Below are 23,963 nucleotides of genomic sequence, written 5' to 3'. Positions count from 1 at the left end.
GACAGTGAGGGGGCAGCTTCGGCGCAGGGCAACCCTTGGTGAGCGGCGGCCCTGGCGCGGCCCAGTCCCCATCCCGCCCCACAAAATTCGATTGGAATTTTAGAACGTTATGTAATGTGATGGACAAGGCCGCAGGGCGGACAACCGATTTTGATGGATGAATTTCATGCTGCGTTTCCACTTCTTCTGCCGCCATCTGCTGGCGGGCCTCGTTCTCGTCCTGACCCTCGCCCTGCCCGCACTCGCCGAGACGACGCCTCCGCCGGTCACCGTGATCCTTACACCCGGCCAGAGTGCTGCCGAGATCGAGGAGACCTTGCGCGCCGCCGCCAAGGCCGGCGGGTCGGTGACCGTCGAGTGGCGCGACGCTGCGGCGCAGGCCTCGGGCGAAACGACGACGCCCGCTGGCGCTGGCGTCGCGGCACCGGCGCCCGCGTCGGGGGGCGCGGCCACGCATCAGGCTGCACCCGCAACCACGACGCCTGAACCAACGTCCTCGCCCGATCAGCCGGACACGCTCGACACGCTTTCCGCTCGTTTTGTCAATGGCTTGCAGATGGGCGTTGCCGGTATGTCCGGCATCGCCGGGGTGATGGCTGACGTTGCGGCAGGCATCCGCGCCGAGGGCTGGTCGGTGGTTTCGGTAACAGCCGTGGCCCTGCTCGCCGTCGCAGCCGGCCTTGCCGCCGCCTTTGCCAGCCGGCTCCTCATCCACCGGCTGTTCGGCGCCTCGTTCGAAGTGGTCGATCTGCTCCACCGCATGCGCGCCTCGCTGATCCGGCTTGGCTTCGACATCGCCTATCTGGCGATCATCGCCGTGGCCGCGCATGCCGTTGCCCGCCTGTTCCTGACGCCGGCCACTGCCTCTGCCGAACTCGCCCACGCCCTCATCACCATCGCCCTCGCCTCCGTGGTCTATGCAGTCGGCGCCCGCTTCCTGTTTGCGCCGACGCGGCCCGAGATCCGCCTGCTCGATATCGCCCACCCGCGCTTCCACGCCAACATGCTGACCGCCTATGGGGCGATCGGCGCCATCCTCGGCGCCAGCCTGCGCTTTGCCCACCAGCGCGGACTGGAGAATGCTGCAACCGATGGCTGGCTGTTGATCGGCGTGACCCTGTTGACGCTGTTGAAACTCTATTGGTTCATCGCCGGCGCCGGCGATATCCGCACGGTGTTTGCCGGTGAAAACCCAGGCCCGGTGCGCCGCGCCATCGCCTTCGGCGTGCCCGAATTCTATGCGGCAAGCGCCATCGTGCTCTGGCTGATGAGCGTCATCGTTGCCGGCAGCCCGAACAGCGCCGCCTGGAGCTTTGCCGGCGGCACGACACAGATCATCCTGCTCGCGCTTCCGATCCTTGCCTTCGGCATCCATTCGCTGGCGGGGGCTGCCGCCGAGCGCCGGCGCACGCCGGCCTCCCACGCGCTGCACGCGGCGATTTCGGGCAGCGTCCAGACGGCGCTTGCCGGCGCCATCTGGCTGATCGGCCTGCATCTGATTATCACGCTCTGGCGCCCGGTGCTCGTCCAGCATGATACGGCCGGTGCCATCGGCTGGATCGTCATCCTCGAGCGCATCAGCCTTGCGGTGGTCGCGAGCTGGGTGATCTGCAGTTTCCTCTGGAAGAGCTTCGAGGCCTTCGCGCCCACCGCCCGCCTCGCTTTGCCCGGCGACAGCGAGGACGATACGGTGGTCCACCAGCAAAGCCGGATTTCGACCATCCTGCCGCTCGTCCGCAACCTAATCTTCGGCGGTATCTTCGCCGTCACCAGCCTCGTCATCCTTTCCGCACTCGGCATCAATATTGCGCCGCTGATCGCCGGCTTCGGCGTGCTGGGCCTCGCCCTTTCCTTCGGCTCGCAGACGCTGGTGAAGGACGTCGTCTCCGGCATCTTCTTCATCGCCGACGATGCCTTCCGCGTCGGCGAATATGTCGATACCGGCAAGCTCAAGGGCACGGTCGAGCGCATCTCGCTGCGCTCGCTCCGGCTGCGCCACCAGAACGGCCAGATCCACACGATCCCCTATGGCCAGCTTCAGGCGGTCACCAATTTCAGCCGCGACTGGAGCACGGTGAAGTTCGAGTTGAAATTCGAGCGCGATGCCGACCCCGAGAAAATCCGCAAGACCATCAAGAAGGTCGGCCTTGCCATGCTGGAGGATCCCGAGATCGGCGGCGAATTCCTGGTGCCCTTGAAGATGCAAGGTATCCAGGACGTCACCGAAAACTCGCTCGTCGTGCGCCTCAAGTTCACCGCCCGCCCCGGCAACCCCAGTATCCTGCAGCGCGAGTCGATGAAGCGCCTGCTGCCGGCGCTGCGCGAAGCCGGCCTCGACCTCGCCTCCAACGCCGTCACCGTGCGCTCCGGCGCTGCCGGTGCAGCCGAGGCGGAAGCGGCCGCCGCCAACCTGGCGCTGGCGAAAAAGCCGGCAGCGGCCGAAACGGCGGAGGCGGAGGGATAAGCAGGCAGTCGATGGCGACAGCGGCATGGACATGCCGTGTCCGCCAACGGCACGCGTCCTCCACCGATCTCGGTCCGGCGACGAGGACACGCAATCATCCAGGTGCCGCGACGACCTTTGCGTGTATGGTGGGTCGCGCGGGCGCGGCAGCAGCGCCTTTCGATGGAGCGTCAGGAATGGATAACGATCACCTCTGGTACTGTCTCGTCGGCACGAAGGACACCAACACCGGCATGGCCCGCTTCCTGCTGGCCGTCGGCGCATTCATCGTGCTGTTCGGCGTCGTCTTCTGGATCCTCGGCCACTAGAGCCGTTCGGCGGCCATCTCTTCAAATCGACATCGAAGGTCCAGAAGCCCGAGGAGATGCGAAGCGCTCCTCACGCGTCCGAATTCACACGGCTGCGCCGCTTCACCCGCCCGTTGAACTTCTCGGTGGCCGGCCGCAACTCCGATCCGTCGTTCTCGCGCTACCGCTTCAACACGGCGTGTAGCTCCCCGGGGAAATCTCCGGCCTAGGACGGGCTGGAGCACACCGAAAAGCTGCATTCCTCCGCGATTTCCCGCTGTCCCCACGGGAACAATAGTCGGCCCCGCCCATTTGCTAGAACAGGTTCAACAAAAGGCCGGAAGGCCTTTGACCGGAAAGCACAGGGCTTCCGGATCGATCACCGCCCGGCGCAACGAAGGATCAAGGCCAGGCAAGAAGGAAGTCGGAGCAACGCCATGCGCATCATCCTGGTAGCCCTTGTCGCCTCAGTCATGAGCATCCTGGTGTTCAAATATGCCGATCATTCGCTTGGCAACACGCAGATCGTTGCAACAGCCGAACAGCTGGCCGCCCTTTAAGAACCTCCCGCTGATCGCGCTGCCGGTAGCAGAACGATGCTCCGGCCCGGCGCGACACCTCTCCATTCTCCCCATCTCTGGCTGAAGACGGCACTCGCGCTCGAAGCGCCACCACAGGGATTGCCTTTGTCCAGTTGGCGCGAAGGACATCGGTCGTGGCCCGCCGACCGTTACCGTTTCCATCCCAGGCGTCTCTGGCAGCTGCCCCGCAGGCGCAGCGACATAGCCCCGCCACCGATCGTGCCCTGCCCGCCCGTCCCCGCTCCGGCTGAGGGCGCAATTGGGAGCGCCCAATTTCGCAACCTCTAATAGACACCGAACGATCGGAGAACGGTCCAAGCACGAAAGTGGTTTTCCCGTAGCCTCCTCCCCCAAATGGGGGAGGAACATTTCGTGAAACCACTCGACGCGTAAGCGCGCCTCTTGCTAACCGTTAAAGTTGTCTTACATAGGCATGAGCAACAATTTATACGATTGAATAAATGGACTTTCGTCTCGTCGCCGGCGGCATGTTTGTCGCTCTGCTGTGCGCAATCGCCATCGTCCTGTTCGCGCCGCGAACCGAGCAATATATGAGCTATTCCAAATATGAGTGGACGATCTCCGCGTTGCGCAAGCGCCCGGGCGCGCAGCGGCAATATGTAGAGGCATGCGTATCGGAGTACCTGCCCGACCTAAAGGACAATGCGCTTGAGGGAACGCCCTATTCCAGCCGGAAAGAAATGGCGGAGGACGTCTGCCGGCGCTACTTCAAAGTGTTCATCGATGGCAGGCTGAGCTTCGCCGAGTTCAACCGCTCGATGTACGAGGAGCTTCCATTCTCCGTGGTCGAGGAGGCTGAGCGCCGGGAGCCACGCCCTCCGCGCAGCAAGTGAAGGCCAAAGGCCTCGCCTCTGCACTCGCCGTAGCTGTTGGCTCACCCAGAACTTGGCCGTCAGCCCTGCGGGCGCCGGCGCTCGTGTTGAAGCGTCCCGGCGGTTCCTCGCAAACAGATCATGTCCCCACCCGCGCCCAAGGCATCGGAGGCGGCCATCCCACGAGCCGGCGCATTCACTGCGCGAGAAGACCAGGACGCCGGGCATCCGGCGGCGCCGTCCGACGGTCCCCGGCAAACAACGGCCCGCCATGCGGCGCCAGTTCCAGCTCGGCAAGCCGGATCAGCTCTGCTGCCTGTCCTGCGCCCGCGTGGCGCAATGCCGTGTCGAAGCTTTCGGCAAGCGACGCGTCCGCCCGGACGAGCAACCGCGGTAGCCATTTGCCGCGCCCAGACCATCGTCCGCGGCCAAGCAGCATCAGATCGGCGAGCGGCTTCGTCAGTTCGGCGGCAATGGCGCGGATCTCGGCGGCCGGGCGTGCATCGCGCAGATCATCCACCAGATCGGTGATCTGGTAGCGTAGTCGGTCGCGTATCTCAGGCGTCAGCGGCGCCGGCCCTCGTTCCAGGCGCTGTTGCGCCCCGGCCTGAAGCGCTTCGGCACGCGCCCGCTCAGGCCCGATAGCAACGCCGCCCGCCACCATGTCCGCAAGCACCGGGCAACCGCCCGCCATATCCTGGTCGACAAACCAGTTGAGCGTCTCGAAGTCGTGCACGAAGGCCTCGATCGGAAAATCGTCGAAATGGAAGCTTTCCCGCCAGGCGGCCGGCAGGGCCTCGTGCAGCACCACCAGGTCGATATCCGAGGTCTGCGTACCCTCGCCGCGCAGGATCGAGCCCGCGACGATCGCAAAGATCGCCTGCGGAAAGCGTTCCGCAAGCACCGCCTCAGCCGCCATCACCGCTCTCGCCGCACGGCCTGGTGCCGCTGGCGGGTGCTTTGCCGCCTCATCGGCGGGCACACCCTCGTCGCTCATTCGAGCCTCCAAACGCAAGGACCCTCCCGATATGGCGTCATCACATCGGGAGGGTCCTTGAAGCAGGCGATGGATGCGAATGCTATTGCAGCGTGCGGGTCGGTGCAGGTTCAGCCGCCGGCTGGCCGACGGCGGCACCGGCCGGGTTGGCGGATGAGCGCGCGCCGTCGAGGCCGGTCGCAACGACGGACACGCGGAAGGTACCGTCGAGCGTACGGTCGAAGATCGAACCGACGACGATGTCGGCTTCGTCATAGACCTCTTCGCGGATGCGGGTCGCGGCTTCGTCCACCTCGAACAGCGTCATGTCCATGCCGCCGGAGATCGAGATCAGCACGCCGCGGGCGCCGCGCATCGACACTTCGTCGAGCAGCGGGTTGGCGATGGCGGCTTCGGCCGCCTTCAGCGCGCGGCCCTCGCCGGTCGCCTCGCCGGTGCCCATCATCGCCCGGCCCATGCCCTTCATGACAGATTTCACGTCGGCGAAGTCGAGGTTGATCAGGCCTTCCTTGACGATCAGGTCGGTGATGCAGCCAACGCCCGAATAGAGCACCCGGTCGGCGATCACGAAGGCATCGGCAAAGGTGGTCTTGGCGTCAGCGATGCGGAAGAGGTTCTGGTTGGGGATGACAATGACGGTATCGGCCGCCTCGCGCAGCCGCTCGATGCCCTGCTCGGCCGTTTCCATGCGGCGCTTGCCTTCGAAGCTGAAGGGCTTGGTGACGACGCCGACCGTAAGGATGCCGGCCTTGCGTGCCGCCGCCGCAATTACTGGGGCCGCGCCCGTGCCGGTACCGCCGCCCATGCCGGCGGTGACGAAGCACATATGCGTGCCGCCGAGGTGATCCATGATCTCGTCGATCGATTCTTCCGCCGCCGCCCGGCCGACATCCGGCAGCGAGCCCGCGCCGAGGCCTTCGGTCACGGCGGCGCCGAGCTGGATGATGCGCGACGACTTCGACATGGCGAGCGCCTGCGCGTCGGTGTTGGCGACCACGAAATCGACGCCCTGAAGCCCTTCGTTGATCATGTTGTTGATGGCGTTGCCGCCACCGCCGCCGACCCCGATCACGGTGATCTTCGGGCGCATTTCGGTGATCGTGGGCTTCTTGAAATCGGTCATGGCTTGTCTCCTAGAGCCAGCGCCTTGCAGGCGCCCGGCAGCGGCGAATCGGGCAGCTTGTATTTTAGGAATTGAAAAAAGCCATGGAGAAGGCAAGCAAAAAGGGCGACGCGCCTATCCACATATGAATTTTAGCGGGGGCGCAGAGGCGAGAATTCGGTCGTTGGGTTTCGTCTGCAGAATGGGGAAATCTACAAAATAATCAATGCTATGGCGCATGCCATCCCCTCACCCTGACCCTCTCCCCGCCTGCAGGGAGAGGGAACGCGGACGACGGCCGGCTCCCAGGTCGAGACCTGCCGACGGGCAACGCGGCTGCCACATTGGCCGAAGGAACGAGCGGCCGCCACGTCCCACCTTCTCCCCGCGACAACGGGGAGAAGGTGGCCGGCAGGCCGCATGAGGGGCCGATCTCGCCACCCTAAGACTGCGCGAAACCGCCCCTGCCACAGGCTGTCCCTTAGGCCTCAAAACTCGGCCGCGAACGCACCCGCTCCAGCCAGCGCTGGACGTTTTTTGCGGAAGCCGGGATTTCCATGCCGAAGACCTCGCAGAGCCAGGCGGTGACCCCTGCGGTGATGTCGGCGATCGAGAATTCGTCGCCTGCCAGGAACGGCCTTCCATCCGAGAGCTCATCGTCGAGCCAGCCCCATTTCTGCGGCACCGCCGCCCGCTCGGTCTCGGCAAAGGCCGGAAACTGCGTCAGCCGCTCGGCAAAGAACGCGTCCGAATGCAGCGCCACATTGCCGACGGTGCCGAGGATCACCAGTTCGGCGCGCCGGTTCCACATCTCCACCTTGGCGCGGCTGACGGCGTCATGGCCGAAGAGTTGCGGCTCGCGCGTGGTCTCCTCGAGATAGCGGCAGATCGCGACGCTCTCGGTGATAACAGTGCCGTCGTCGAGTTCCAGCACCGGGATCTGACCGAGCGAATTGACCGCGAGAAACTCCGGCGCCTTGTGCTCGCCCTTGGCGAAATCGACATCCACCATCGGCAGCGAGATCCCCTTCTCCGCCATGAAGATGCGCACGCGATACGAATTCGGTCCCATGCCCTGATAAAGCTTCATCTTATCCTCCTGTCGATGAGGCGACCGCCCCGTTCCTCCTCAACCGCATAAAAGCGGAACACCGGTTGTTTATAACAACCAGTTTCATTTAACTCAATGGTTTATTTCAGTAGGCAAAAATTCTTTTTCGCGAGCGCTATCGGCTTGCCCTGCCGCTTCGCCGGTCGTCAGACAAGGTTTCGGGACAATAGTGTCCTATAGCGCTCGAAGGCGTCCCGCTCTCGCCGCCAGTGATCGAGATGCCCGTCCCGTTTCAGCCGCTCGGTCGCGGCCGCGCCGATCATTGCCAGCATCGCCGCCTCGTCGCCCATATGCCCGAGCACATCGGCGACCATCCCAAGCAACGCATCGTCCGAGGCAAGACCGTAGGTCGCGCACAGCCGTTTCAGCCGCCGGCTGCCATCATCGAGATCCGCCAGCGCCGCGGCCTTCAAGTCATCGGAATGGAAGGAAAGCGGCACGGTCCAATAGGCGAGATAGGCAAGGTCTCGCAGCCGCGGCCCGGGACCGGCGAGATCGAAGTCGATGATCCCCACCGGTTCGCCGGCCCGAAAAACGAGATTGTACGGCGCAAAATCATTGTGGCAAATGACCTCCCATCGACGCCGATCCGGATATCTAAAGGCCCAGCGATCCGCCGCGCCGAAGTCGAATTCGGCCGTCGCGTCATGATAGGCGCGAAGCAGCCGCCCTGCGGCAATCAGCGCATCCTCGCAAAGCCAGATGTCGGAAGAGACACCGGCATCGCCTTCAACAAAGCTCAGCATCTCTCGTCCCTGGCCGTCGAGGCCCAGGAACCGCGGCGATCCCGCAAAGCCCTTTGCCTCGAGACGGAGGAGCAGCCGGTGAACGGTCGCGCTCTCAGGGCGCGTGGCGCGGCGCACCGTATCGCCCACGCGTACGACGCCGGCATTGACGTTCCCGCCCGCAAGCGGCGTTTCCTGTATCGGCGTTTCGGATGTCATCGGACCGTTCGAGAGGCTGGAGGCGAAGCTGGCCGAGGATCGTCTTCGGATCACCCCCTGTCAACGAACCGTTCCCATCGACGGCCCGGCCGATCGCTGTCCTTGAATCTGCCGGGCGATCATGCTTGCCTCTTTCAAACAGGAGCTTGCCATGTTCGCCCGATCCGCCGTCGCCTGCCTCGTCCTCGTCCTTGCCACCGGTCAGGCCACTGCCGCCCTTGCGCCGAATTTTCAGCGTGCCCGCGAACTGAACGCGGTCATCAACGCGGTCGCCGTCGCCGTTCCCAAACACCCGATCGACAAGGTCATCAGCCAGGGCCGCGACCGTTATGCCGTCGTCGCCGGCAAATGCACGGTGATCGCAAGGATCGTCGGCCTGCCGGCAAAGCCGGGCGTTGTCGGCCCGCGCCAGTTCGAGGTCGAACTCGACAAACCCGATTGCGACTGACGCCAACCCGACCTAGAGCCGCCACCCCTGGCTCATCACGAAGCGCGCCGTGTCTCCCGGCATGATCGCCCTGTCGCCATAGGCCTTCAATGACTGACCGTCCGGCAAAGCCAAGGTCAGGGCAAAACGCTCGCCTTCGAACACGCATGAGACGACGCGGAGCGCCATGCCCTCGCCGTCGTGGCGCACATGTTCCGGGCGCACGAGGACGTCGCGCACGGCGCCATCGCCCGCGCCTTCCATGCGGACGCCGGCAAGCGCTGACCGCAGCAGCGACCATTCGAGCGCCCGTGGCGCGCCCTCCGGCACGGCGAGCTTGAGCACCGAGCCGCGGCCGATCAGGCCGCCGACGACGGCGCCTTCGGGTCTTGCGTAGATCTCGGCCGGCGGCGCCATCTGCATCAGCCGCCCCTCGGACATGACGGCGACATCGGTTGCGAGCGCCATGGCTTCCGCCTGGTCGTGCGTCACATAGATCATCGTCGCGCCCGAGCGCTCGTGGAAGATGCGGAAGGTCTCCTCCATCGACTTGCGTAAGTGCTGGTCGAGATTGGCGAGCGGCTCGTCGAGCAGCACGACATCCGGTGAGGTCACCAGGCAGCGGGCCAGCGCCACGCGCTGACGCTGGCCGCCGGAAAGGGCTGCCGGCCGGCGGTCGGCATAGTCGGTGAGCTTCACCAGCGCCAGAGCATCGGCGACGCTCCTTTGCCACGCCGAGCCCGAAATGCCGCGGACCTTCAGCGGATAGCCGACATTTTCGGCCACCGTCATATGCGGCCAGAGCGCATAGGACTGGAACACCATCGCCATGTTGCGCCGCTCCGGCGGCAGCGCCCGTGCAGCATCCGAAAGCCGTCTTTCGCCAAAATCGATCGATCCATCGCTGGGCTGCTCGAAGCCGGCGATCATGCGCAGCACCGTCGTCTTGCCGCAGCCGGAAGGCCCGAGCAGCGCCAGGAAGCCGCCTTCCCGCACGGTCAGCGACACATCGGAAACCGCCGGCCGGCCGCCGCCGAAATGCTTGGTGACGTGATTGAGGATCAGTTGCGCCACGGCAGCACGCCTTCCGGGAGATAGTTTGCGAGAGCCTCGAGCGCGGCCATCAGCATGACGACCATGACGACCACGAGCACGGAAAGGGCTGCGGCCAGGTCCGACGAGCCGCTGTCGTCGAGATTGAAGATGGCGACGCCGAGTGTCTGGGTGCCGGCCGACCAGAGCAGCGCCGAGACCGTCAGCTCATTGGCGGCAATCAGGAAGACGAGGATGATCGCCGCACCCGCGGCCGGCGCTACCAAGGGCAGGATCACGTCGGACATCCGCCTGAAGAAGCCAGCACCGGCGAGACGCGCCGCCTCTTCCAGCGATGGGTCCATCTGCAGGAAAGCACTCATCACCGGCTTGAGGCTGACGGCGAGGAACGAGGAGAAGTAGGCAACCAGGATGATCCAGATGGTGCCATAGAGCGAGACCTTGAGGATCGGCAGAGGTGCGGCAAAGGTAAGGATGAAGGCGACGGCCAACACGATGCCCGGCAGCGCATAGGGGATCTCGATGAGGATGCCGAGCGTATTGGCAAGCCACCCTTTGCGTCGCGTCATGAGATAGGCTGATGGCACCGAGACGGCGAGCAGGCCGAATGCGGCCGTTGCTGCAAGGAACATCGAATTGCCAAGCGCCTTCAGCGTCATCGACTGGCGGAAGAGAATTTCTTCGTAAGCGCGCAGCGACACCGTCTGAAGGTTAAGCGGCACGCCATAGGCCGGCACCAGCGAGCTCGCGACAAGAGCGGCGAGCGGTGCGACCAGCACGAGAAGCAAGATCGCCACGAGGACCAGCTCGACGACCGGGCGGAAGCGGCCGAGCGAAAAGGCGGCATTCGCCCCGGAAAGGCCGATGATGCGGTAATCCCTGCCGACAAGCGCCTTCTGCTGCAGGATCAGCCCGGCAGCCGCGATCATGGCGATGAGGCTGGAGAGCAGCGCGATCTCGCCGAAGGTGCCGGCGCCGAAGCTGGCGAGCCGCGTATAGATCAGGGTCGGCAGCACCTCGATGCCCGCGGGAATGCCGAGGATCGCCGGAATGCCAAAATTGCCGACGCCGGAGACGAAGGCAATCGCCGCACCGGCAATCAGTCCCGGCAACGACAGCGGCGCGACGATGTCGCGAAAGACACGGAATGGCGTGGCCCCGGCAAGCCGTGCCGCCTCCACCCCGTCGCGCGGCGTTGCGGAAAGCCCGGCTTTCAGCGCCAGGAAAACCAGCGGCGCATGCTGGACGCCGAGAAGCAGCGAAATGCCTGCCAGCGAATAGAGCGGCTGCGGGCTGCCGAGCGGCGGCGCGATCCCGAGCGTCTTTAACAGCGGGCTCGCCGGCCCGGTCATCTCCACCCAGGCAAGCGCCGTCACCTGCGGCGGGATCATCATCGGCAGCATGAAGGCAAAGCTGAGCGCAAGCTTGCCGCGCACATCCGTCAGCGCCACCGAGAAGGCGAAGAGCGCGCCGATGACAACGGAGACGACCATGCCGCCGGTCGCGGTTATCAGCGTGTTGCGGAGGGCGGCAAAGGTTGCAGGTTCCGTCAGCACGCCAATCGACCGGCCCGAAATAAGCCCGGCAAAGCCGGCCTTCGCCAGGCTGAAGAGCGGCAGCAGGCAGAGGAGAAACAGGCAGGCGAGAACGAAGGGCACCAGCCAGCGCGGCTCGGCGGCGGGGCTCGCCCCTGCCCGCACCTTGGGCGCGCCCATCGTCCGGCCGTGAAAGGAAAGGCGCAGCCAGCGGGGCCGGCTGCGCGCATCGTTGCGTTCAAGCATTCCCGGGATCAGTTCGTGCCGAAGATGCCGGAGAAGGTTTTGAGATCCGCGTCGGAGTTCTTCACGGCCTCGGCCGCATTGACCGGCAGCACCTTGATCGTCTCGCGGGCCGGATAGCCCGCAGGCAGCGCCACGCCGTTGCGGGCCGGGATATAGCCCATCTTCACCGCCGCCTTCTGGCCTTCCTCGGACAGCAGGAAGTCGACGAACTTCTTCGCCGCCTCGACGTTCTTGGCGGTCTTCAGGATGCCGACGGGCTCGGTCACGGCAGACACGCCCTCGGCCGGGAAGACGAATTCCACCGGCGCGCCCTTGGCCTTCTCGCGGATCGCCATGAAATCGACGAGCATGCCATAGGCCTTCTCGCCGGTCGCAACCGCCTTCAAGACGCCGCCATTGCCGCCGGCAGCCGTAGCACCGTTCTCCGCGAGCGCCTTGTAATAGTCCCAGCCGAGGCCATCAATGCCAGTCAGGGTCTGAGCGTGAATGAGAGCCGCACCCGAGGTCAGCGGGCTCGGCATGGTGACGAGGCCCTTGGCCTCCGGCTTGCTGAGATCCTGCCAGCCCTCAGGCTTCATGGCGGCGGAGGTGTTATAGACGATGCCGGTCGTGATCATCTTGGTGGAGTAATAGGCGCCGTCCGCATCATAGAGTGCCGCGTCGTAGCTTGCCGCTTCCGGCGACTTGTAGTCGGCGAGATGGCCTGCTTCCTTCAGCCGCTGCATGGTCACGGTGTCGGCGATGAGCAGCACGTCGGCCACCGGATTGCCGGCCTCGATCTCTGCCATCAGCTTGGCCATGATCTTGGTCGTGCCCTCGCGCACCCATTCCACCTCGATGCCGGGATTGGCGGCCTGGAACGCGTCGACCGTCGCCTGCGCATCCTCGTTCGGCTGGCTGGTATAGAGCACCAGGCTCTCGGCATAGGCCGCGGTCGAAAGCAGGCCTGCGACAACAGCGCCGGCAAGGACGGAGACAAACGATTTCATGGATACACCCTCGTGTTGAAACTGGCGCCGAGGGATAGGGCCACCCTTTTACAGGGGTATGACAGAACCGGGGGACGCGCGATCTGTGGGTCCCGATGCAGGTCGCGCAAATGTGCGCAGCGGTTTTGCGGCGACGACGTGCATAAAAACAAGAGCTTCACGCGATGAGCTTTAGCGCGCGCCCGTCGACATCTGGCTGCGGTGGAGCACATAGGCATTGGCCAGTGTGTAGAGGAACTCGCGGTCACTGTAGTGCGCATAGTGGTCCAGCCTGTAGACGCGCGCGAAATTTCGGGCAGCGACCTCGAACTCCGGTCCGAGCGCATTGTCGACATCACCAAAATAGAAGCCGATGGCCTTCAGGTATTTCTGAATGAGGCGAAGGTCGCCCTCCGCCGACTGGATGGTCAGCTTGTTGAATTCGTTGGTGGTGAAGATCGACAGGTCGTCATTGGTGTTGCGGTGCTCGAAGGTCATGACATAGCCGAGGTTCTCCGCAGCGATGAAGGCGTGCATCGTCTTCAGGATGACGTTGTACTCGACCGGCCGGCCGCTCAAGGGCGCCATGCCACGGTTGAAGAGCAGCATCATCGAGGCGATCCTCGACGTCATGGAAAAGGGACTGCTCGGCGAATAGCCGAGCACCTCGAAGACGCAGCCGGCGGCCTGATAGTCCTCGGCCGGATCGAGCACCCGGCGCAGATACTCGTTGTCCACACCGATAATCCGGTTGTCCTTGCCATAGTGAAGCCGGCCCTTGATGGGAGCGCCCTCTTGGGTCGCGGCCTGGCCCGCCTCGACGGCCAGCTCGCGAATGGCCATGCCGAGTCGGCCCATCAGCATTGTCGCGATTACCGCCTCGACAGCGGCCTTTTCCATGCCGTTTCGGGGAATGACCGCACTGCCGTGGCCGACATAGGCATCGAGCGCGCCGAAGCTTGCTGCGAATTCTCCCTGGAGCTGGCCATACCAGTTAGGCAAAAGCGCCTTCAGCGCAAAGCTTCGCCTCTCCAGCTTCCGCCACAGCGCCGCAAAGTCGTTAATGGTGATCTCGAAGACGTACGGAATATCGAGTGCGGCATTGAATTCGTCTGCCATTGAGTACCTCCCGAAGCACTCGGCACCACCACCTGCAATAAAGGATCCCCCAGGCTACACTCACATATCGGCCGAATGCGGCATAGTCATCCAAACGGGTTAGTGCGGCGCGGCATGCGCCGGCTCCGCACAAAACAATCCACACTGGAGTTTTCAAAAAAAATTCGCGGCCATGTCACACCGGCCGTCGCTCGCTCGTCATGGTATCGGAACCAACGAAAGGAAACGGAACCATGACTGCCAAGATCGACCTTTTCGCCGCTGCCCCGCAACTGATGAAGAGCTGGACCAGTGTCTCGATGGCCGTTGCCGCGAGCCTTGACGCCACTATTATCGAACTCGTGAAAATCCGCGCCTCGCAGATCAACGGCTGCGCCAACTGCATCAACATGCACACCCAGGAAGCCCGCGAAAAGGGCGAGACGGAACAGCGCATCTACCTGCTTTCCGCCTGGCGCGAAGCGCCCTGCTATTCCGATCGCGAGCGCGCCGCGCTAGGCTGGACAGAATCGCTGACGCGGCTTTCGGAAGGCCACGGCCATGAAGCGGCCTATCAGGCGCTGAAGGACCATTTCACCGAGGAGGAACAGGTGAAGCTCACGCTGATGATCAACGTCATCAACGGCTGGAACCGTCTGGCCGTCGGCTTCGGCCTCTGGGTCGATCCGGCAGCCGCCAAGGCCGCCGCCCAGGCTGCCGCCTGATGGTGGACAGCGCCCATGAGGACGCAGCGGCGGTTTTCGACCCGCTGCGTCCGAAGCTCGTCCGCGTCGCCTACCGCATGCTCGGCTCGGTCGCCGATGCGGAGGACATGGTGCAGGAGGCCTTCATCCGCTGGATGGGGGCCGACCGCACATCCGTGCGCGAGCCGGAGGCGTTTCTGCGCCGCACCGTCACGCGGCTCTGCCTCGACCAGTTGAAATCCGCGCGGCTGAAGCGCGAGACCTATGTCGGCCCCTGGCTTCCCGATCCGGTCGTCGAGGAGGAGCCGGAGGACGACGTCACCCTGCCCCTGATGCTGGCACTCGAACGGCTCTCGCCGCTGGAGCGCGCCGCCTTCCTGCTGCACGACGTCTTCGGCCAGAGCTTCGATGAGGTAGCGGCAACGATCGACCGCGACGCCGCCGCCTGCCGCCAGCTTGCGGCCCGGGCCCGCACCCATGTGCGCGAGGAACGCCCCCGCTTCCAGATCGAGCAGCAGCGCGGCCTGGAACTCGCCAACGCCTTCTTTGCCGCCTCCCGCCACGGCGATATGAAAACGCTCGGCTCCATGCTCGCAGCCGATGTCAGCGTACATTCCGACGGCGGCGGCAAGCGCCCGGCCGCCCTGCAGCCGATCCTCGGCTTCGACGCTGTGATGAAGGTGCACGCGCAACTGGCCGCCCTCTTTGCCAAGCACGGCTCGACGCTCGTGCGCGCCGGCTTCATCAACGGCCTGCCCGGCTTTGTCACCCGGGAGGCCGATGGCGAACTGCAGACGACTGCGCTAGAGATCGAGAACGGCAAGGTCGTGGCGATCTACGTCGTGCGCAACCCGGACAAGCTGGTGCATTTGCACTAGAACCCGGGTTGCCACGTTCCCAATGACCTACGCGGCCAGTTGGCCGGCCGGAATCCGCGCGATCACCTTGATCTCGAAATCGAAACCGGCGAGCCAGTTGACGCCGATGGCGGTCCAGTTGGGATAGGGCTTTTCGCTGAAGATCCGGTTCTTGACGGCCATGATCGTCTCGAACTGGTGTTCGGGGTCGGTGTGGAAGGTCGTCACATCGACGATGTCGTCGAAGCTGCAGCCGGCTGCCGCGAGCGTCGCTTCGAGATTGTCGAAGGCGCGTTCGACCTGGCGTTCGAAATCCGGCTCCGGGGTGCCATCCTCACGGCTCCCCACCTGCCCCGAGACGAACAGCAGGTCCTGTGACCGGATGGCCGCGGAGTAGCCGTGCGCCTCGTAGAGCGCATGACGATTTGCCGGAAAGATTGCGTTGCGTTTGGTCATCGGTCTGATCCTTCTCGTAAATTGAGGGCGCGCAAACGGGCGCGCCCTGCCGTTTCAGGCAGAACTTCACAAAACCCGCTTCATTTGATATACGGAACGTATCTGAAATAGCGAAATACGACGCGTATGTCAAATCCATATACGCGTCGTATCTGAATTTGAGGTCAAGAATGGCCAGAAGCCGCCAGGAAACGATGGAGGAAAACCGCGCGAAGCTGATTTCGGCCGGCCGAAAGGCCTTTGCCGAAAAGGGCTATGCGGCGGCCTCGATGGATGAGTTGACCGCCGATGTCGGGCTGACGCGCGGCGCGCTCTATCACAATTTCGGCGACAAGCGCGGGCTCCTGGCCGCGGTCGTAACGCAGATCGACGGCGAGATGGCCGCCCGCGCCAAGGCGATCGGCGCAGATGCGGCAGCCGGTGACCACTGGCAGGCGATGCTTGCCGAAGGGGCCGCCTATATCGAGATGGCGCTCGATCCCGAAGTCCAGCGCATCGTTCTGCTCGATGGCCCGGCCGTGCTCGGCGACCCCTCGAAATGGCCGAGCCAGAACAGTTGCCTGCTGGCGACCAAGCGCTCGGTAGAGCAACTGCTGGACAAGGGCGTGCTGAAGCCGGTCGATCCGGAAGCGGCCGCGCGGCTCTTGAGCGGTGCCGCCCTCAACGCTGCCCTCTGGGTCGCCGCCAGCGACGAGCCGAAAGCGGTCTTGCCGAAGGCGATCGACGCCTTCCGCGCCATGGCCACCGGCCTGCTGGCGGAGCGCTGATCCGCCCCGATGGGCGGTCGTAGCGGCGGCAAGGACTAACGGGCGTTCGCGCGCAAAAGCTCCCAGAGGTCGATGCCTCCCGAGCGCCCCTTCACGTGCACCATCCCCATCGCGCGGAAGTCGAAGAGGTCGGCAACCGCAGACTGCACCGCCCCGCTCACCAGGATCGACGTGTTGAACTCCTTGTTCAGCCCCTCGAGCCGCGAGGCGACGTTGATCGTGTCGCCCATGGCCGTGTATTGCTGCCGCGCGATCGCGCCGAAGCTGCCGACGACCGCCGGCCCCGTATGCACGCCAAAGCGCGTGAACAGCTCCGGCCGGCCGCCTTTGCGGTTGGTCTCGTTCAGGCGATCGACCGCCGCCTTCATCGCCAGCGCGCAATGACAGCCATTCTCGATGTGCTGCGGATCGGCAACCGGCGCGTTCCAGATGACGAAGATGCTGTCGCCGAGATACTGGATCACGGTCCCGTGGTACTGCTCGGCCACCGTGTTCAGCATCTCGAAATAGGCCGAGAGAATATCGACGACTTCCTCCGGCGAATGCTGTTCGGAGATGGTGGTGAAGTCGCGCACGTCGGTGAAAAGCGCCGTCACCTCCTGCCGCCTGCCCCGGACCGCCGCCCCGCCCTCAGGGTCGATGATCCGGCGCACCACCTCGCGCGGAACATAGAGCGCAAACTGGACGATAGCGCGCCGGCTGGCGGAAAGCGCGCCGCCAAGCGTATTGATCTCGGTGATCCAGGAATGCGGGGCGTCCGTGCCGGCAAAGTTCAGGTCACCGATCCGCCGCGCCTCGTCGGCGAGGTGATAGAGCTTGCGGCTGATCACGCGGGACAGCATGAGCGAGCCGACCACGCCGGCCACCAGCACGGCTGCGGCAATCATGAGGTTGCGCACCAGGAGCCGGTTTGCCTGCACCACCAGATCCTGCAGCGGCACGACGATCGCGACCGAGCTGCCCTTGAAGAGGCCGGATACGCTGACGGGTGCCATCTGGACCAGATAGCGCTCGCCGGCAAAATCGGCTTCGGCAAGACCACCGCCCGCATAGGCGGGATCCTTGCGCAGCCCGGCGACGACGTCGAGGCTGGGATCCAGGCTGCGCATGCCGGCGCCGCCACCACCCGACCAGGCGCCGAGGATTGTGCTCATGACCGCGGGATCGGAATGGGCGACGAGGTTGTTGTCGCTGCCGATGACATAGGACCGGGCCCGCGGTGAGATCTCGCGCGCATCGAGAAGGCGGCTGATGGTCTGAAGGTGGATGTTGGTGCCGACCACGATCCCCTCCTTGCCCTTCAGCGGAACGGCCAGCGCCAGCGTCGGAACCTTCAGCGTTCCGGTGACATAGGGCCCGACGGAAACCGGACCGCCGGCTCGCAACGCCGTCTGATACCAGGGGCTCTGCCGCGGGTCGAAATTGGTGCGCTCGAACGGACGCTCCCCGATCGTCTGCGCCGCAGCATCGAGGAACCGAAGGGTAGAGACGGTGCCCGCGTCCTTGGCATGCGCAAGCAACCGAACGGCAAAGGCGGTGCCTGCCGGTGCCGCCAGACTTTGGCGAACATAGTCCCGCCCCGTGTTGATCACCTGCAGGTAGGATCCATCAGGATAGCCGGCATAGACGCTCGTCGCGTTGGAAACGCTTCTGAGCACCTCCAGGAAGAACTGCTCCTTCGGCTGCAGGTCGCCCGGCGGCGCGACGGCCAGCTGCGGCACGGTGGACGCAAGCGCGACCGCCTCGTGGCCGCCCTCGAGCGCATTCCTGTAGCCCTCGATCAGCCTCAGGCTCATCTCGCGCATGTGCTTTTCGCCGGCAAGGATCGCCGCCTGCCGCCCCTGGCTGAACGCCATCCAGATGATCGGCGTCGCCGTTAAGATGAGCAGCGCCACGACGAGCACGCTGAGATGCACCCTGAGAGGCCTGGACCAGTTCACGCAATTCCCCCGAAACGCGACTGTATGGAGGCGACCCTAGCACCTGCCCTGGCGAGGAGGAATGCATATTCTTTCAAAGAAATAGGCCATTTCAATCTCTGATGAGAGAATGAAATGGCCCGGTACAGGTGACGGCTTTTCGAGCGTCAGTTCAGCGGAATGGCGTTGCCGTCCTTGCTGTCCTGATAGACGGAGGAGAGATCGTCGTATTTCGCCCGGATCGCCTCGGCGCGGGCCTTGAGTTCCTGGCGTTGCGGCTCGGGCAGAGCGTCGATCAGCGCGTGGATCGACTGGCCCTTCCAGAAGGCATTGGTGCGGTTGTAGCCGCCCGGCTCCAGCGTGAAGACCTCCTTCAGGATCTTCAGGTCATGCGGAATGGAGAAACTGTCGCGGGAATCCTCGTGGCTGAAGAAGTAGAAGAAATTGTCGAAACCCGCCCAGGTGATCGCCGAAAGGCACATCGAGCACGGCTCATGCGTCGAGAGGAAGATGAGGTCGCGGCTGTCCGGCCGCTTCTCGCCCTCGATCTCGTAGAACCGCTTCAGCGTGTGCACTTCGCCGTGCCAGAGCGGGTTTTCCGTCTCGTTGTTGGTTTCGACAAGCACGGTCGAAAGATCGGATTTGCGCATCAGCGCCGCGCCGAAGATCTTGTTGCCGGCGGCAACGCCCGCTTCCGTGGCCGGAATGATGCCCTTCTCCATCGTGTGAAGGAGCGCATCGAGCAGCGCGTAATTGTCGGTCTCACGTGTCATTCCCAATGTCCTTTTGTTGGGTTTTTCAATCAACGCCAGGAAAAACAGGAAGCGGTTTCCTGCCCGGAATGGCGGGTTTCACAAGCAACTCCAGAAAAAGTGCGAGCGGTTTTTCGTCTGGGATTGCGTGTCTCAAAGCAACTCCAGAAAAAGTGCGAAGCGGTTTTTCGTCCGGGATTGCGTAATTCAAAGCAACCCCAGGGAAAGCAGTCTGGGATTGCATCATTTCAGGGAGCTTGCCGGTTCAGTGCGCCTCCGCCGCAATCAGCGGCACCTCGGTGCCCTTGGCATCGTAGAGCTTGCCGTTGAGGAAGTAGTCGCCGTCGTGCAGCCTTGCGATGTCCTGGTAGCGGATCGTGCGTTCGGTTGCAGCCACGAAGACCGACTGCTGGTCGGAATTGCCTGCGGTGAAGTGATTGAACAGGAGGTTGAGCAGGATCGCCATGACGGCCGCCGACGAGATGCCCGAATGGAAGATCGTGGCGACCCAGGCCGGGAAATGCTCGTAGAAGCCGGGTGCCGCAATCGGGATCATGCCGAAGCCGATCGAGGTCGCGACGATCACCAGGTTCATGTTGTTATTGTACTCGACCTTGGACAGCGTGCGGATGCCGCTTGCCGCAACCGTGCCGAAAAGCACGATGCCGGCGCCACCAAGCACCGAGGTCGGCACCGAGGCGACGACGCGACCCATGATCGGCAAGAGGCCGAGCGTTACCAGGAACAGGCCGCCCGTTGCCACCACATAACGGCTCTTCACGCCCGTCACCGCCACGAGGCCGACATTCTGGGCAAAGGCGCTCTGGGTGAAGGAGCCGACGACCGGCGCGAGAATGCTCGACAGCATGTCGGCACGAAGGCCGTCACCAAGCCGGCGCGAATCCACCTTGGTTTCGACGATCTCACCGACGGCGAGAATGTCGGCCGAGGTCTCGACCAGCGTCACCATGATGACGATCAGCATCGAGATAACAGCCGCAAGCTCGAAGGTCGGATAGCCGAAATGGAAGATCCTCGGCAATGCGAAGACCGGGCCGTTTGCAACTTGCGAGAAATCGGTCATGCCGGCGACATAGGCAATGCCGGTACCGATAACGATCGACAGCAGGATCGAAAGCCTGGAGATCGAAGCGTTGCCGAGTTTGCTCAAGAGCAGCACGATGATGAGCGTGACCGCCGCAAGCTGGATATTGGCGGTGCTGCCGAAGTCCGGCGCCGCCTTGTTGCCGCCCATCGCCCAGAATGCCGCAACCGGCATCAGCGTCAGGCCGATGGTGGTAATGACGATGCCGGTGACGAGCGGCGGGAAGAAGCGGGTGATGCGCGAAAACACCGGCGTGATCAGAAGGCCGATCAATGAAGCCGCGATGACCGCACCAAGGATCGCCGGAATGCCGCCATTGCCGGAAATGGCGATCATCGTGGCGACACCCGAGAACGAGACGCCCTGCACCAGCGGCAGGCGGCTGCCGAAGAATGGCACGCCGATCGTCTGCAAGATGGTGGCGAGGCCACCGGCGAAAAGCGAGGCGGTGACGAGCAGGCCGACATCGCCGGAATTCAAGCCCGCCGCCTGGCCAAGGATCAGCGGAACGGCGACGATGCCGCCATACATGGTCAAGACGTGCTGCAGGCCATAGGCGAGGTTCGCGCCGATGCTCAGCCGTTCGTCTTCCGGATTTTGCGCCGGATTCTGGGTATGCGTAGTGTCCTCTGAAATGCTTGCCAAGGGTATCTCCTCCATACCTTCGCGATATGTCCCGTCTCCAGCGGGACAACCAAAAGGGTACTGAAGGTAGGCAAATCTCGCTTTCCTAAAAAAGGCGAAACACCTTTCGGGTTTTGGGCGGGAATGGTTGGGGCGGGAAATATCTGCCGCAATCGGCCTTTTTTAAGCGGTTTCCGACGCTTTCAACCGCAAGATCCGATCGCCAGGGGCAATCGGCTCCACCGATAGGCCATTCAAAGGAGAGCAGAGATCATCGCATTGCGCAATGGTCGCGGCGCTCTCGTACCGCTTTCCCCGCCGATCGAAGGGGCACAATGAAGCCGAGGCGGCCGCCGGCACCGCCCGTGTCACCGTTGCCTTCACTGCGAAAGTTCCAGCCCAGCACCAGTTGGACGCGACTGCCCCTAGAGGCTGCAGCCCGGATGCTTGTAGAGATCGGCCTGCGACAGATCCGGCGGGCATGGCGAGCTCTTGCCGCTCCCTTGGCCGCAAGCCGAGGGCTTGATCTGCGAGATCGCCGAGTAGTGTCCCTGGGAGACATGCACCCGGACGCAGGTCTTGGTGCCGGCATTCCACCAGGTATTGTTGCCGCCGACGTCGACATAGCCCCTGGACTGCATCTCGCTCTCGGCGCCAGGCGCGCGTGCGCCGACGAGATCGGCGATATCGGCCGGCGATTTGGCAAGGGTTGCTGTCGGAAGGGACATCAATGCTGCTGCTGCGATTGCGACTGTGAAACGCATCGGACGAATTCCTTCTGAGCAACAAGAGGCTGTTCGCATGCTAGCGCGACTGTATTAGCAGAGGAGAAAATGGATGGCGAGAACAATCACGCAACCTGCGAATGCGCGGCGACAACCACCGGCCGTCGCCGCCGCTCGACGGCAGGCAAAGGCCGCCGCTCAGCCTGATATCGGAGGCAACGCGGGCGCATCAAGCCCGCGGAACGGATCGCGCCAGGCGTCGATCGCCTCGAGCTGCCCGGCCCAGCGCGCAAGTGCCGGATAGTCCGCGAGCCGCAGCCTTGCCACATCATTGTATGGCAGGAATGTCGCCATGCGAAAATCGGCGTAGGAGACCGCCTCGCCGACCAGCCAGGCGTGAGCGGAGAGTTCGGCATCGAGCAGCCGGGCCGCCTTGTGGAACGCCTTCATCCCCTCCTCCACCATGGCCTCGTCACAAGTGCCGATGCCGTAGCGCAGCTTGGTGCCGCGCTCCCAATGCACCATGTCACAGGCCTTCACGAAGTTCTCCTTGCCCCAGCTGATCCAGCGGACCATCTCCGGCTCGTCGTCATCCCTTCGCCAGAGGTTGGAGCCGACCTGGCGAGAGAGAAAGCAGGCGATCGCATCCGCCTCCCACAGCGCCCGGCCGGGACGCTCCAGGATCGGCAAAAGCAGGTTGGGATTGAGCGGCCGATAGCGGTCCGCCTGCCCCGGCGCCAGCGGCTCGGCATATTCGAACGCGACCTCTGCCTTCAGAAATCGGGCCGTGGCGACCGCCAGGCGCGGATTGGGGTTGCGGCTGAAATAGAGCTTCATGCGGTGGCTCTCCGTTGGTGCACGTCGTGAAGACGAACCGAGGCGACGCTTGCCGACAGGCGCGAGAGAAAATCGACCGTTCCCTTCGACCGGTAGCACCACCCGCCCGCGCATCATGTCGTCCGGCTGAACGCGAGCAAAACGATATTGGATAAAATTGCCCAAACCAAATGCGCAAACGCTTGACCGTTTTCCGGTAACTCGTTGCGCAACCGGTGGGATCAAGACGGGAACAATCCACATCCTGGTTGCCGGAGATCGCCTGGATGAGCAGCCGCCGCCTGCGGCTGCGCGCGGAAGGTTGGATAGTCATGTGGCCATTCGAGAACGACGAATATCCCGAAGGGTATTTGCTGTCTACGGAGCAGAGCGGGCCGAATGAACCACGGAGCGATTATGGTCGGCGGCATGGCGTTGCCGTTCTCCACTATCGCTTCGGAATAGCTTTTGCCGCCGACCGCGTCCGCCTACCTGACGGAACACGCGGCCGGGCTCGCTCCGCGGATATCGGCCGACAACATTGGCGGCGGCCGCTCAATGACCGTGAGCGCGCTTGGTCCAGCGCGGCCGTGGCAATTCCGATCGACTGGCGTTGGGGGAAGCTGATCATCACGCCAGGCGATGTGATTTTTGAGGACGATCAATCGCTGCCGGAGGTCTACTTCACCGGCGACAACGAGCGCCTCGACCGCGATCTCTATCAAAGCCGGGAGATAAAAGACCTAGTGGTAACGATGGAAGGATGCAATGCGCTCTACCGTCTGCTCGTGTACGGATTTTGGCAGCGGGATCCCGACGATGAACCCTGTACATATATGCAGGATGATGCCGCAAGAACGCTTGCAACGATACGTGGTCTCGGCGAGAGACACTACGATCTGACAAATGCCGGCTGGCTAGGTTACGACGGCGGCGAAGACCATCTGATGCGCCGTCATCTCAAGCGGCTCGGCTGGCACGACGTTCGGGAGCAGCCTATTGACACCCTTTTTTCGGAAAGTCGGCCCAATGAGTCTTCCGAAACCTTGGAACTCATGCGGCGAATGGCGCTTTTCCTTGTCGCTTCTGTGGCGGCCCTTCATATCCTGCTTGCCATAGCTGCACTTGCGGGCGGATAACGCCCCCACAATGTCCCCGTCCCTATCCGAAAACTAGCCGGCGCCGGGCGTGTGACGTCCGCGCCAGAGCAAGACCGACAGCACCGCATGAACTGCGATCGCAGGCCACAGAAGGACGCCGGTGGAGCCATCCGTCAGTCCGAACCAGGCCAGATAGAGCGTGACGGCCGCACTGTAGATCAGCATGCCGATGAGGCTTGAGTTCTTCCAGCAGGCAACGCCGAGTGCGATCAGGGCAATTCCCGCCACCCGGGCCGTCGGGATCGCCGGCCCGGTGAGTAGCTCGCCAAGCAGCACCTGCCCCACGAGCGAAGGCGCCACCACCAGTGCGAGCCCTGTTGCCATCTCCCCGAAGGCGGCGAGATCAAGCACGCGTATCATCGGAACGCACCTCTGCCAGTCGTTTGTGTCCGGGCCTTGCGATGCAAGGTCGCCAGAGCGTCCCATGTGCGT

Annotated in this window: 24 protein-coding genes; 9 read left to right on the top strand and 15 right to left on the bottom strand. The window is 63.7% G+C overall.

Annotated features, from left to right (window positions below):
- Nucleotides 1-166 precede the first annotated feature (166 nt).
- From ASD01_RS02240 to ASD01_RS02235, 4 genes are all read left to right on the top strand, one after another.
- Nucleotides 167-2,464, top strand: a complete 2,298-nt coding sequence (locus ASD01_RS02240; protein ID WP_143106223.1) for a mechanosensitive ion channel family protein — start codon at nucleotides 167-169, stop codon at nucleotides 2,462-2,464.
- A 176-nt stretch (nucleotides 2,465-2,640) separates the two neighbouring features.
- Nucleotides 2,641-2,772, top strand: coding sequence for a hypothetical protein (locus ASD01_RS37165; protein WP_256385282.1), 132 nt, complete (start codon nucleotides 2,641-2,643; stop codon nucleotides 2,770-2,772).
- Nucleotides 2,773-3,188: 416 nt separating this feature from the next.
- The gene (locus ASD01_RS37160; protein ID WP_255380501.1) at nucleotides 3,189-3,311 is read left to right on the top strand and encodes a hypothetical protein; all 123 of its coding nucleotides are present in this window, start codon (nucleotides 3,189-3,191) and stop codon (nucleotides 3,309-3,311) included.
- Between the two features lie 482 nt (nucleotides 3,312-3,793).
- Nucleotides 3,794-4,186 carry a hypothetical protein gene (locus ASD01_RS02235; RefSeq protein WP_034793299.1) on the top strand — a complete coding sequence of 131 codons (393 nt, stop codon included), beginning with the start codon at nucleotides 3,794-3,796 and terminating at the stop codon, nucleotides 4,184-4,186.
- A gap of 175 nt (nucleotides 4,187-4,361) precedes the next feature.
- Here ASD01_RS02235 and ASD01_RS02230 read toward each other — a convergent pair whose 3' ends face one another.
- The 4 genes from ASD01_RS02230 to ASD01_RS02215 form a co-directional block, all read right to left on the bottom strand.
- Nucleotides 4,362-5,162 (bottom strand): nucleotidyltransferase domain-containing protein, encoded by an 801-nt coding sequence (locus ASD01_RS02230; RefSeq protein WP_348272339.1) that lies wholly within the window; start codon nucleotides 5,160-5,162, stop codon nucleotides 4,362-4,364.
- Nucleotides 5,163-5,244: 82 nt separating this feature from the next.
- Nucleotides 5,245-6,285 (bottom strand): cell division protein FtsZ, encoded by a 1,041-nt coding sequence (gene ftsZ, locus ASD01_RS02225; protein WP_034793296.1) that lies wholly within the window; start codon nucleotides 6,283-6,285, stop codon nucleotides 5,245-5,247.
- Between the two features lie 460 nt (nucleotides 6,286-6,745).
- Entirely contained in the window at nucleotides 6,746-7,354 is a 609-nt protein-coding gene (locus ASD01_RS02220; RefSeq protein ID WP_034793282.1) for a glutathione S-transferase family protein, read from the bottom strand.
- A 167-nt stretch (nucleotides 7,355-7,521) separates the two neighbouring features.
- Complete coding sequence (locus ASD01_RS02215; RefSeq protein ID WP_034793279.1) at nucleotides 7,522-8,319, bottom strand: aminoglycoside phosphotransferase family protein; 798 nt, start codon at nucleotides 8,317-8,319, stop codon at nucleotides 7,522-7,524.
- 151 nt (nucleotides 8,320-8,470) lie between these two features.
- Between ASD01_RS02215 and ASD01_RS02210 the strand changes: the two genes are divergently transcribed.
- Nucleotides 8,471-8,767, top strand: a complete 297-nt coding sequence (locus ASD01_RS02210) for a hypothetical protein (RefSeq protein WP_034793757.1) — start codon at nucleotides 8,471-8,473, stop codon at nucleotides 8,765-8,767.
- A gap of 12 nt (nucleotides 8,768-8,779) precedes the next feature.
- On the opposite strand, the gene ASD01_RS02205 is transcribed toward ASD01_RS02210, so the two are convergent.
- The 4 genes from ASD01_RS02205 to ASD01_RS02190 all read right to left on the bottom strand — a co-directional run bounded on the left by ASD01_RS02205 (nucleotide 8,780) and on the right by ASD01_RS02190 (nucleotide 13,667).
- Nucleotides 8,780-9,820, bottom strand: coding sequence for an ABC transporter ATP-binding protein (locus ASD01_RS02205; RefSeq protein ID WP_034793276.1), 1,041 nt, complete (start codon nucleotides 9,818-9,820; stop codon nucleotides 8,780-8,782).
- A complete protein-coding gene (locus tag ASD01_RS02200) occupies nucleotides 9,808-11,514 on the bottom strand; it encodes an ABC transporter permease (protein WP_060528871.1) in 1,707 nt (568 codons plus the stop codon). Before ASD01_RS02200 ends, ASD01_RS02205 begins: the two co-directional genes overlap by 13 nt.
- A gap of 74 nt (nucleotides 11,515-11,588) precedes the next feature.
- The gene (locus ASD01_RS02195) at nucleotides 11,589-12,569 is read right to left on the bottom strand and encodes an ABC transporter substrate-binding protein (RefSeq protein ID WP_034793273.1); all 981 of its coding nucleotides are present in this window, start codon (nucleotides 12,567-12,569) and stop codon (nucleotides 11,589-11,591) included.
- A gap of 171 nt (nucleotides 12,570-12,740) precedes the next feature.
- Complete coding sequence (locus tag ASD01_RS02190) at nucleotides 12,741-13,667, bottom strand: peptidoglycan-binding domain-containing protein (protein ID WP_034793270.1); 927 nt, start codon at nucleotides 13,665-13,667, stop codon at nucleotides 12,741-12,743.
- A 233-nt stretch (nucleotides 13,668-13,900) separates the two neighbouring features.
- Between ASD01_RS02190 and ASD01_RS02185 the strand changes: the two genes are divergently transcribed.
- Both ASD01_RS02185 and ASD01_RS02180 read left to right on the top strand, forming a co-directional pair.
- A complete protein-coding gene (locus ASD01_RS02185; protein ID WP_034793267.1) occupies nucleotides 13,901-14,371 on the top strand; it encodes a carboxymuconolactone decarboxylase family protein in 471 nt (156 codons plus the stop codon).
- Nucleotides 14,371-15,228 (top strand): sigma-70 family RNA polymerase sigma factor, encoded by an 858-nt coding sequence (locus ASD01_RS02180; protein ID WP_034793265.1) that lies wholly within the window; start codon nucleotides 14,371-14,373, stop codon nucleotides 15,226-15,228. The genes ASD01_RS02185 and ASD01_RS02180 overlap by 1 nt, the downstream gene beginning before the upstream one ends.
- A gap of 27 nt (nucleotides 15,229-15,255) precedes the next feature.
- On the opposite strand, the gene ASD01_RS02175 is transcribed toward ASD01_RS02180, so the two are convergent.
- On the bottom strand, nucleotides 15,256-15,663 hold the full coding sequence (locus tag ASD01_RS02175) for a RidA family protein (protein ID WP_034793253.1): 408 nt from the start codon (nucleotides 15,661-15,663) through the stop codon (nucleotides 15,256-15,258).
- Between the two features lie 170 nt (nucleotides 15,664-15,833).
- On the opposite strand from ASD01_RS02175, the gene ASD01_RS02170 reads away from it, so the two are divergent.
- Nucleotides 15,834-16,430, top strand: coding sequence for a TetR/AcrR family transcriptional regulator (locus ASD01_RS02170; protein WP_034793250.1), 597 nt, complete (start codon nucleotides 15,834-15,836; stop codon nucleotides 16,428-16,430).
- Nucleotides 16,431-16,465: 35 nt separating this feature from the next.
- Here the strand turns inward: ASD01_RS02170 and ASD01_RS02165 are convergent, their stop codons facing one another.
- From ASD01_RS02165 to ASD01_RS02145, 5 genes are all read right to left on the bottom strand, one after another.
- Complete coding sequence (locus tag ASD01_RS02165) at nucleotides 16,466-18,370, bottom strand: adenylate/guanylate cyclase domain-containing protein (protein WP_034793247.1); 1,905 nt, start codon at nucleotides 18,368-18,370, stop codon at nucleotides 16,466-16,468.
- 146 nt (nucleotides 18,371-18,516) lie between these two features.
- On the bottom strand, nucleotides 18,517-19,122 hold the full coding sequence (locus tag ASD01_RS02160) for a deaminase (RefSeq protein ID WP_034793244.1): 606 nt from the start codon (nucleotides 19,120-19,122) through the stop codon (nucleotides 18,517-18,519).
- Nucleotides 19,123-19,366: 244 nt separating this feature from the next.
- Nucleotides 19,367-20,866: a nucleobase:cation symporter-2 family protein gene (locus tag ASD01_RS02155; RefSeq protein ID WP_371273165.1), complete on the bottom strand. Its 1,500-nt coding sequence runs from the start codon at nucleotides 20,864-20,866 to the stop codon at nucleotides 19,367-19,369.
- 389 nt (nucleotides 20,867-21,255) lie between these two features.
- On the bottom strand, nucleotides 21,256-21,594 hold the full coding sequence (locus ASD01_RS02150; RefSeq protein ID WP_034793239.1) for a hypothetical protein: 339 nt from the start codon (nucleotides 21,592-21,594) through the stop codon (nucleotides 21,256-21,258).
- A gap of 159 nt (nucleotides 21,595-21,753) precedes the next feature.
- A complete protein-coding gene (locus ASD01_RS02145; protein ID WP_034793236.1) occupies nucleotides 21,754-22,392 on the bottom strand; it encodes a glutathione S-transferase family protein in 639 nt (212 codons plus the stop codon).
- A gap of 266 nt (nucleotides 22,393-22,658) precedes the next feature.
- Between ASD01_RS02145 and ASD01_RS02140 the strand changes: the two genes are divergently transcribed.
- On the top strand, nucleotides 22,659-23,510 hold the full coding sequence (locus ASD01_RS02140; protein WP_060643535.1) for a hypothetical protein: 852 nt from the start codon (nucleotides 22,659-22,661) through the stop codon (nucleotides 23,508-23,510).
- Between the two features lie 33 nt (nucleotides 23,511-23,543).
- Here the strand turns inward: ASD01_RS02140 and ASD01_RS02135 are convergent, their stop codons facing one another.
- On the bottom strand, nucleotides 23,544-23,891 hold the full coding sequence (locus ASD01_RS02135; protein ID WP_034793228.1) for a hypothetical protein: 348 nt from the start codon (nucleotides 23,889-23,891) through the stop codon (nucleotides 23,544-23,546).
- Between the last annotated feature and the right edge of the window lie 72 nt (nucleotides 23,892-23,963).

Source organism: Ensifer sp. Root423 (assembly GCF_001426275.1).
Classification (GTDB): Bacteria; Pseudomonadota; Alphaproteobacteria; order Rhizobiales; family Rhizobiaceae; genus Ensifer; species Ensifer adhaerens.
The sequence above is the reverse complement of the archived record's forward strand: the minus strand, read 5'-3'. Positions and strand labels throughout refer to the sequence as shown.

Bases quoted from the DNA above. Each gene is read 5' to 3' on its own strand.
- ASD01_RS02195 (WP_034793273.1), bottom strand. From the start codon at position 12,569: ATGAAATCGTTTGTCTCCGTCCTTGCCGGCGCTGTTGTCGCAGGCCTG.
- ASD01_RS02150 (WP_034793239.1), bottom strand. From the start codon at position 21,594: ATGCGTTTCACAGTCGCAATCGCAGCAGCAGCATTGATGTCCCTTCCG.
- ASD01_RS02190 (WP_034793270.1), bottom strand. From the start codon at position 13,667: ATGGCAGACGAATTCAATGCCGCACTCGATATTCCGTACGTCTTCGAG.
- ASD01_RS02170 (WP_034793250.1), top strand. From the start codon at position 15,834: ATGGCCAGAAGCCGCCAGGAAACGATGGAGGAAAACCGCGCGAAGCTG.
- ASD01_RS37165 (WP_256385282.1), top strand. From the start codon at position 2,641: ATGGATAACGATCACCTCTGGTACTGTCTCGTCGGCACGAAGGACACC.
- ASD01_RS02135 (WP_034793228.1), bottom strand. From the start codon at position 23,891: ATGATACGCGTGCTTGATCTCGCCGCCTTCGGGGAGATGGCAACAGGG.
- ASD01_RS02175 (WP_034793253.1), bottom strand. From the start codon at position 15,663: ATGACCAAACGCAACGCAATCTTTCCGGCAAATCGTCATGCGCTCTAC.
- ASD01_RS37160 (WP_255380501.1), top strand. From the start codon at position 3,189: ATGCGCATCATCCTGGTAGCCCTTGTCGCCTCAGTCATGAGCATCCTG.
- ASD01_RS02220 (WP_034793282.1), bottom strand. From the start codon at position 7,354: ATGAAGCTTTATCAGGGCATGGGACCGAATTCGTATCGCGTGCGCATC.
- ASD01_RS02180 (WP_034793265.1), top strand. From the start codon at position 14,371: ATGGTGGACAGCGCCCATGAGGACGCAGCGGCGGTTTTCGACCCGCTG.
- ASD01_RS02160 (WP_034793244.1), bottom strand. From the start codon at position 19,122: ATGACACGTGAGACCGACAATTACGCGCTGCTCGATGCGCTCCTTCAC.
- ASD01_RS02140 (WP_060643535.1), top strand. From the start codon at position 22,659: ATGAGCAGCCGCCGCCTGCGGCTGCGCGCGGAAGGTTGGATAGTCATG.
- ASD01_RS02200 (WP_060528871.1), bottom strand. From the start codon at position 11,514: ATGGGCGCGCCCAAGGTGCGGGCAGGGGCGAGCCCCGCCGCCGAGCCG.
- ASD01_RS02210 (WP_034793757.1), top strand. From the start codon at position 8,471: ATGTTCGCCCGATCCGCCGTCGCCTGCCTCGTCCTCGTCCTTGCCACC.
- ASD01_RS02155 (WP_371273165.1), bottom strand. From the start codon at position 20,866: ATGGAGGAGATACCCTTGGCAAGCATTTCAGAGGACACTACGCATACC.
- ASD01_RS02145 (WP_034793236.1), bottom strand. From the start codon at position 22,392: ATGAAGCTCTATTTCAGCCGCAACCCCAATCCGCGCCTGGCGGTCGCC.
- ASD01_RS02230 (WP_348272339.1), bottom strand. From the start codon at position 5,162: ATGAGCGACGAGGGTGTGCCCGCCGATGAGGCGGCAAAGCACCCGCCA.
- ASD01_RS02235 (WP_034793299.1), top strand. From the start codon at position 3,794: ATGGACTTTCGTCTCGTCGCCGGCGGCATGTTTGTCGCTCTGCTGTGC.
- ASD01_RS02240 (WP_143106223.1), top strand. From the start codon at position 167: ATGCTGCGTTTCCACTTCTTCTGCCGCCATCTGCTGGCGGGCCTCGTT.
- ASD01_RS02185 (WP_034793267.1), top strand. From the start codon at position 13,901: ATGACTGCCAAGATCGACCTTTTCGCCGCTGCCCCGCAACTGATGAAG.
- ASD01_RS02215 (WP_034793279.1), bottom strand. From the start codon at position 8,319: ATGACATCCGAAACGCCGATACAGGAAACGCCGCTTGCGGGCGGGAAC.
- ftsZ (WP_034793296.1), bottom strand. From the start codon at position 6,285: ATGACCGATTTCAAGAAGCCCACGATCACCGAAATGCGCCCGAAGATC.